Source organism: Nocardioides sp. (assembly GCF_050699375.1).
Lineage (GTDB): Bacteria > Actinomycetota > Actinomycetes > Propionibacteriales > Nocardioidaceae > Nocardioides.
This window is the reverse complement of record NZ_JBOHDN010000337.1, coordinates 1-6,545: the sequence shown is the minus strand read 5'-3', so window position 1 is coordinate 6,545 and position 6,545 is coordinate 1. Positions and strand designations below refer to the sequence as shown.

Below are 6,545 nucleotides of genomic sequence, written 5' to 3'. Positions count from 1 at the left end.
GTCGCGCCCCGAGGGGCGCGACAGCTGATCGTCCGTGGTGACGTGAGATCTGGTCAGTGGGCGGCTTCGAAAGCCGTGCGAACCTCTGCGGGAATGCGACCGCGGTCGGGCACGGTGTAGCCGTTGGCCTTTCCCCACTCACGCATGACCTTCGGGGTCGACCCGCCAGTGGCAGCGGCCTTCTTGGCGCCGCCACGACGGCCGCTCACCTTCTGCGCGTGGCCGATGAAGAGCGCGAGGGAATCGCGCAGCTTGGCCGCATTGGCGTCGTTGAGATCAATCTCGTAGGTCGTGCCGTCAAGTGCGAAGGACACCGTCTCAGCGGCTTCCGAGCCGTCGATGTCGTCCTCGAGGATGATCTGGACCTTCTTAGCCATGTTCCTACCTTCACTGCTCTTCTTCACCCTGAAACGGGTCGAATATAGCCGTCGCGGTTGCGCGAGATGCCCATAGCATTACATATCAACCGGATAATTCAACAGGTTGCCATACCGAAATCGCTAACGAATGACATTGCGTTGGAATATGAGCTCCAGTCCTTGCATGGTCAGCCACGGAGAATGCACCGAGAAGCACTTACTCTCGTCGAGAACGAACTCCGCCAGATATCCCGTCGCAATGACCGTCACCTCGTCGGCGGATACATCCAGCTCGGCGATGATCCGGGCGACCAGACCCTCCACCTGCGCGGCGACACCGAAGACCATTCCGGACTGCAGAGCCTCGACCGTGTTCTTGGCGATCACCGACCTCGGGCGAGCGAGCTCGACCTTTCGCAGCTGGGCGCCGCGTCGCCCCAGGGCCTCCAGGGACAGCTCGATCCCGGGCAGGATCGCGCCGCCGACGTACTGTCCGGCCGGGTTGACCACGTCGAAGGTCGTCGCCGTCCCGCCGAAGTCGACCACGATCGCCGGACCTCCGTGCCCGGCCACGGCCGCGACCGCGTTGGCGATCCGGTCGGTCCCGACCTCGCGCGGGTTGTCCATCAGGATCGGGATGCCGGAGCGTACGCCGGGCTCGACCACCACGCGATCGACCGAGCCCAGGTGGCGGGTGAGCATCTCGCGCCACTCGTGCAGGACCGAGGGCACCGTCGCGCACACCACCACCCCGTCCACGCCCGCCACCAACGAATCGCCGAGAGTGCCCCGCAGCAGTGCCCACCACTCGTCGGCGGTGCGGTGCTCGAGCGTGGAGACCCGCCAGTCCGCGGACACGACGCCGTCGGCGACGAGCCCCAGAATGGTGTGGCTGTTGCCGATGTTGACCGCGAGGAGGGACACGATCTCGGTCAGCCCTCTGACAGGTCGAAGCCGATGTCGAAGACCTTCACCGAATGGGTCAGCGCACCGACGGAGAGATAGTCGACACCGGTCTCGGCGACCTCACGGGCACGGTCCAGGGTGAGCCCACCGGACGCCTCCAGCACCGCGCGGCCGCCGGTGATCTCGACGGCCTCCTTCATCGTCGCGGTCGACATGTTGTCGAGCATGATCCGGCCGCAACCGGCGTCGAGGAGCGCCTTGAGCTCGTCGAGCGTGGTCACCTCGACCTCGATCGGCACCTCCGGATAGGCGAACTTCACGGCCTCGTACGCCTGCACCGCCCCGCCCGCGGCGACGATGTGGTTGTCCTTGACCAGCGCCATGTCGGAGAGCGACATCCGGTGGTTGGCGCCGCCGCCGCAGCGGACGGCGTACTTCTCCAGGGCCCTGAACCCCGGCAGCGTCTTGCGGGTGTCGAGAACCTGCGCGCCGGTGCCCTCCAGGGCCTCGGTCCAGGCGGCCACGCCGGTGGCGACGCCGGAGAGGTGAGAGGCGTAGTTGAGAGCCGTACGCTCCGCGGTCAGCAGCCCGCGGGTCGGCCCGGTCAGGCGCATGATGATGTCGCCGGCCTTCACCTTGGAGCCGTCCTTGACCCGGTCGGTCACCGTGACGTGATCACCCATGACGTACGCGAAGACGAGCTCGGCCACGCCGAGGCCGGACACCACTCCGTCCTCACGAGCGGCGAAGACGCCGACGCCGGTGGAGTCGGGCGCGATGGTGGCCACGGAGGTGACGTCCTCGCTGGGCATGTCGCCGGGAGCGGCCTGAGGAAGGTCCTCGTCGAGGGCGAGCTCGACGGCGTCGTACACCTCACCGGCGTCCAACCCCGCCGCGGTCAGCTCGTCACGGAGCGACTCCGGGATCTCGTCGAAGGGCACACGTCGAATGCTCATCAGGCTCCTGCCAATGTTGACTGAGTCGTTTGGGCCGGCGGCGACGGGTCGGTCGACGGCGCCGGAGTGAACGTGGCGACGGTATCGCCGCCCCGCAGTCGTACGTCGAAGTGGCCCGCGAACCGAGCGTCGTCGCGCTCCGCGAAGTCCTCACGCCAGTGGGATCCGCGTGTCTCCTCGCGCAGCAGCGCGGACCTCGCCAGTGCGAGCGAGACGGTCAGCAGGTTGGTCGCCTCCCAGGCCGCCGGATCGATCTCGGTCGCCGGCTCCTGGCCGAGCTGCTCGAGGTCGCTGACCGCCTCGGCGAGACCGGTCTCGTTGCGCAGGACGCCGACCTTGGTCGTCATCGTCTCCTGCAGCTGCTTGAGGGCGGCGCCCGGGACGAGCACCCGAGCGTCTCCCGGGGCCGGGTCCTCCAGCTGCCGCAGCTCGCCGGGCAGGACCTCGGCGATCCGCCTCGAGAAGACCAGGCCCTCGAGCAGGGAGTTGGACGCGAGCCGGTTCGCGCCGTGGACGCCGCTGCAGGCGACCTCACCGGTGGCGTAGAGGCCCGGCACCGAGGAACGGCCCCACAGGTCGGTGTGTACGCCGCCGGAGGCGTAGTGGCACGCGGGAGCGACGGGGATCAGGTCGACCGACGGGTCGACGCCGTGGGAGAGGAGCGAGGCGTAGATGTTGGGGAAGCGGCGCTCCCAGAAGGCGCGGGAGGTCTCGACAGGCTCGACAGGCTCGGGGGCACTTCGTTCAGACCCCGAGCGACCCAGGTGACGGGCGTCGAGCCACATGTTGGGGTGGCCGGTCGCGAGCATCCGCTTCATGATCGCCTTGGAGACGATGTCGCGGGGGGCGAGGTCGCCCATCTCGTGGACGCCCTCCATCAGCCGCGCGCCGTCCCAGTCGACGAGGAAGGCGCCCTCGCCGCGTACGGCCTCGGAGATCAGCGGCTGCTGGCCGCGGGAGTCCTCGCCCAGATACATCACCGTGGGGTGGAACTGGACGAACTCGAGATCGCGCAGCGTCGCCCCGGCACGGAGCGCGATCGCCATCCCGTCGGCAGTGGCGACGGCGGGGTTGGTGGTCTGCGAGAAGACCTGGCCGAGGCCGCCGGAGGCGAGGACGACCGCACGCGTACGCACGATCCCGACGCCGTCTGCATCCCCCTCACCCATCACGTGGATGGTCAGGCCCGCGACACCGCCGTCGGCGGCGGTCAGCAGGTCGACGACCATGGCGTGCTCGAAGACCAGGATCTCGGGAGCGCGACGAACGGCCTCCATCAGCGCGCGCTGGATCTCGGCCCCGGTCGCGTCGCCGTCGGCGTGCGCGATCCGGTCGCGACGGTGGCCTCCCTCGCGGGTGAGCGCGAGGTTGCCGGAGGGGTCCTTGTCGAAGTCGGCGCCCCACTCGATGAGCTCTCGAACGGCCTCGGCGCCCTCACCGACCAGGACGCGTACGGCCTCCAGGTCACAGGCCCCGGCACCGGCGACGAGCGTGTCGACCTCATGCTGGGCGGGGGTGTCGCCCTCGCCGAGCGCGGCCGCGATGCCGCCCTGGGCCCATTGCGTCGAGCCGGCCTGGAGCTCGTCCTTGGTGACGACGGCGACCCGCTCGACCTGGTCCTTCAGTCGCAGCGCCGCGGTCAGCCCGGCGATCCCGGAGCCCACCACGATCACGTCCGCCCACTCGGTCCAGCCCGGGTCTCGGGCGGAGAGCAGCTCGATATTCATGCTGGCACGCTACTGCGTGAGAACGAGCGGCCCACGCATCTGGTCGGTCCCTGGAACCGGCTCGCTCCGGTCGGAGCCGAGCGCGATGATGTGGTTCGCGTCGTCGACGTGCACGACGTGCGGCTCGAGGGCGCGGGCCTCCTCGGTGCTCATCTGCGCGTACGCGATGAGGATGACCAGGTCGCCGGGGTGGACCAGGTGGGCGGCGGCGCCGTTGATCCCGAGTACGCCACTGCCGCGCTCGCCCGCGATCGTGTAGGTCTCCAGGCGGGCACCGTTGGTGATGTCGACGATGGAGACCAGCTCGCCGGGGAGGATGTCCGCGGCGTCGAGGAGGTCGGCGTCGACGGTCACCGAGCCGACGTAGTGGAGGTCTGCCTGGGTGACCGTGGCGCGGTGGATCTTGCCGGTCATCATGGTGCGCAGACGGGTCATCGGGGTGCTCCGATCGTGAGGCTCATGTTGTCGATGAGTCGGGTGTTGCCGAGCTTTGCGGCGACGAGGATCCGCGCCTCGGTGCCAGGTGCGGGCGCCTCGGGCAGAGGTGCCAGGGCCGGGTCGGTGATCACCAGATAGTCGAGGTCGATCCCGTACGCCTGCCGCAGCTCGACGTGGGCGGCCTCGAGCGCAGCTTCGACGCCGGACGTGGCCGCGAGCTGGGCGGCGTGAAGTGCCCGCGAGAGGGTCGGCGCTTCGGCGCGCTGCTCGGGTGAGAGGAAGCGGTTGCGCGAGGAGAGGGCCAGGCCGTCGGGCTCGCGCTGGGTCGGTGCGCCGACCACATCGACGCCGAGGCAGAGGTCGGCCGACATCCGGCGGATGAGCGCGAACTGCTGGTAGTCCTTCTCGCCGAAGACGGCGACGTCCGGCTTGACCAGCCCGAACAGCTTCGCGACGACGGTGAGCATCCCGGCGAAGTGGCCCGGACGGGTCGCACCCTCGAGCACGTCGGCGAGCGGGCCGGGGGCGACGGTGACCTGCGGGTCACCACCGGGATAGACCTCGTCCACAGACGGCGCGAAGACGAAGTCGACGCCCTCGCGCTCGCAGACGTCCAGGTCGGCCTCGAGCGTGCGCGGGTAGCGGTCGAGGTCCTCGCCCGCGCCGAACTGCAGCGGGTTGACGAAGATCGACACGACGACCGGCCCGTCGGCGACGTGGGCGCGGGCGACCCGCATCAGCGACGCGTGCCCGTCGTGCAGGGCACCCATCGTGGGCACGAAGCCAATTGCGGCGCCGTCACGGCGGGCGGGATCGAGGAGCTTGGCCAGGTCCGCGCGGGTGCTGGCTATCTCGGTCACGGGCGGGGCCCGTTCTTCGGGGAGGCAAGCTCGACCACCGGGGAGACCCCTGGGTGAGCGGCATCGAGCAGGTTCTTGATCTTGAGCGCCCGGATCGGCAGGAGCCGCCCGTCGGAGACGGCCCGGTCGAGCGTGGCCCGCGCCATCGAGACGTACGAGGCCAGCGTCTGTGGCGCGTTGGTGCGGATGTCGTCGAGGTGTGCCGCCACGGTGCCGGCATCGCCGCGGACGATCGGGCCGGTCAGCGCCGCGTCTCCGTGGTCGAGGGCGTTGTCGAGGGCCGCGGTGAGCAGCGGACGCAGTGTGCCCGCGGGGTCGGTCGCGCCGGCGGCGGAGAGGATCTCCATCGCCTCGGTGACCAGCGTGACCAGGTGGTTCGCCCCGTGGGCGAGACCGGCGTGGTAGAGCGTGCGCATCTCCTCCGGCACCCACATCGGCTTCCCGCCGAGGTCGTCGACCAGCGCCTCGGCGAAGGCCCGGTCGGCAGGCGTCGCGGCGGTCAGTCCGAAGACGCAACCGGAGAGGCGGGAGAGGTCGACCGTGGTGCCGGAGAAGGTCATCGCCGGGTGCACGGCCATGGTGTGCGCGCCGATGTCGGCAGCGGGCGCGAGGATCGCCAGGCCGTGGCGGCCGGAGGTGTGCGCGACGTACATCCCAGGTCGGATCGCACCGGCATCCGTCATGGTCTTGATGACGTTGCCGAGCATGTCGTCGGGGACGGTGAGAAGCAGCAGGTCGCAGGCCCGAGCGACAGCGGTCGGCTTCTCGACCGGGACCCCGGGAAGAAGAGCGGAGATGCGTGCGCGAGAGGCATCGGACTCGCCGGCGACGGCGACGATCGAATGACCTGCGGAGCGGAGCGCTGCGGCGAGGACGGCACCGACGCGACCCGCGCCGACGACGCCAACCCTGAGTGGGTGGTTCATGGAGTAGACCTTTCGTTCCAGTCCCTCCGACCACTCCCCCTTGCGAGCGGAGCCGGGATGGGTACCAGACGTAGTGCCTGCGAACTCGACCACTGTGACCGAGCCGAAACAACGGTACGCCGCCGGACACTCTTCCGAAACATCCCGTCCCTGTGGGACGCGTCACGCCTTCGCGGGCGATCGTCATACCGGTCGTGGCATCTCGACGGATTCTCCGCGGAACGGACGACCGGCAACCGCCCCCACTGATTCAGGTGAACGAGAGTTGAACGCCTAGACTCATCAGCCGACTTCTTTGTGTCCCCTGTGGAAGGTCCGCCTCTTTTGTCAGCCATGAGCCCGCGCCGCCGTGCGGCCCATCGCGTCGCCGACG

General features: G+C 69.5%; 7 protein-coding genes. All 7 read right to left on the bottom strand.

Going from position 1 to position 6,545, the window contains the following annotated elements:
* Positions 1-53 precede the first annotated feature (53 nt).
* The 7 genes from ACRDPS_RS22960 to ACRDPS_RS22930 all read right to left on the bottom strand — a co-directional run bounded on the left by ACRDPS_RS22960 (position 54) and on the right by ACRDPS_RS22930 (position 6,172).
* Positions 54-377: a histone-like nucleoid-structuring protein Lsr2 gene (locus tag ACRDPS_RS22960; RefSeq protein WP_431503985.1), complete on the bottom strand. Its 324-nt coding sequence runs from the start codon at positions 375-377 to the stop codon at positions 54-56.
* Between the two features lie 123 nt (positions 378-500).
* Entirely contained in the window at positions 501-1,283 is a 783-nt protein-coding gene (locus ACRDPS_RS22955) for a type III pantothenate kinase (RefSeq protein ID WP_431503984.1), read from the bottom strand.
* Positions 1,284-1,291: 8 nt separating this feature from the next.
* Positions 1,292-2,221 carry a carboxylating nicotinate-nucleotide diphosphorylase gene (gene nadC / locus ACRDPS_RS22950; protein WP_431503983.1) on the bottom strand — a complete coding sequence of 310 codons (930 nt, stop codon included), beginning with the start codon at positions 2,219-2,221 and terminating at the stop codon, positions 1,292-1,294.
* Complete coding sequence (locus tag ACRDPS_RS22945) at positions 2,221-3,948, bottom strand: L-aspartate oxidase (protein WP_431503982.1); 1,728 nt, start codon at positions 3,946-3,948, stop codon at positions 2,221-2,223. The genes nadC and ACRDPS_RS22945 overlap by 1 nt, the downstream gene beginning before the upstream one ends.
* Positions 3,949-3,957: 9 nt before the next feature.
* Entirely contained in the window at positions 3,958-4,383 is a 426-nt protein-coding gene (gene panD / locus ACRDPS_RS22940) for an aspartate 1-decarboxylase (RefSeq protein ID WP_431503981.1), read from the bottom strand.
* Entirely contained in the window at positions 4,380-5,246 is an 867-nt protein-coding gene (gene panC, locus ACRDPS_RS22935) for a pantoate--beta-alanine ligase (protein WP_431503980.1), read from the bottom strand. The genes panD and panC overlap by 4 nt, the downstream gene beginning before the upstream one ends.
* Positions 5,243-6,172: a Rossmann-like and DUF2520 domain-containing protein gene (locus tag ACRDPS_RS22930; RefSeq protein WP_431503979.1), complete on the bottom strand. Its 930-nt coding sequence runs from the start codon at positions 6,170-6,172 to the stop codon at positions 5,243-5,245. The genes panC and ACRDPS_RS22930 overlap by 4 nt, the downstream gene beginning before the upstream one ends.
* Positions 6,173-6,545: the final 373 nt, after the last annotated feature.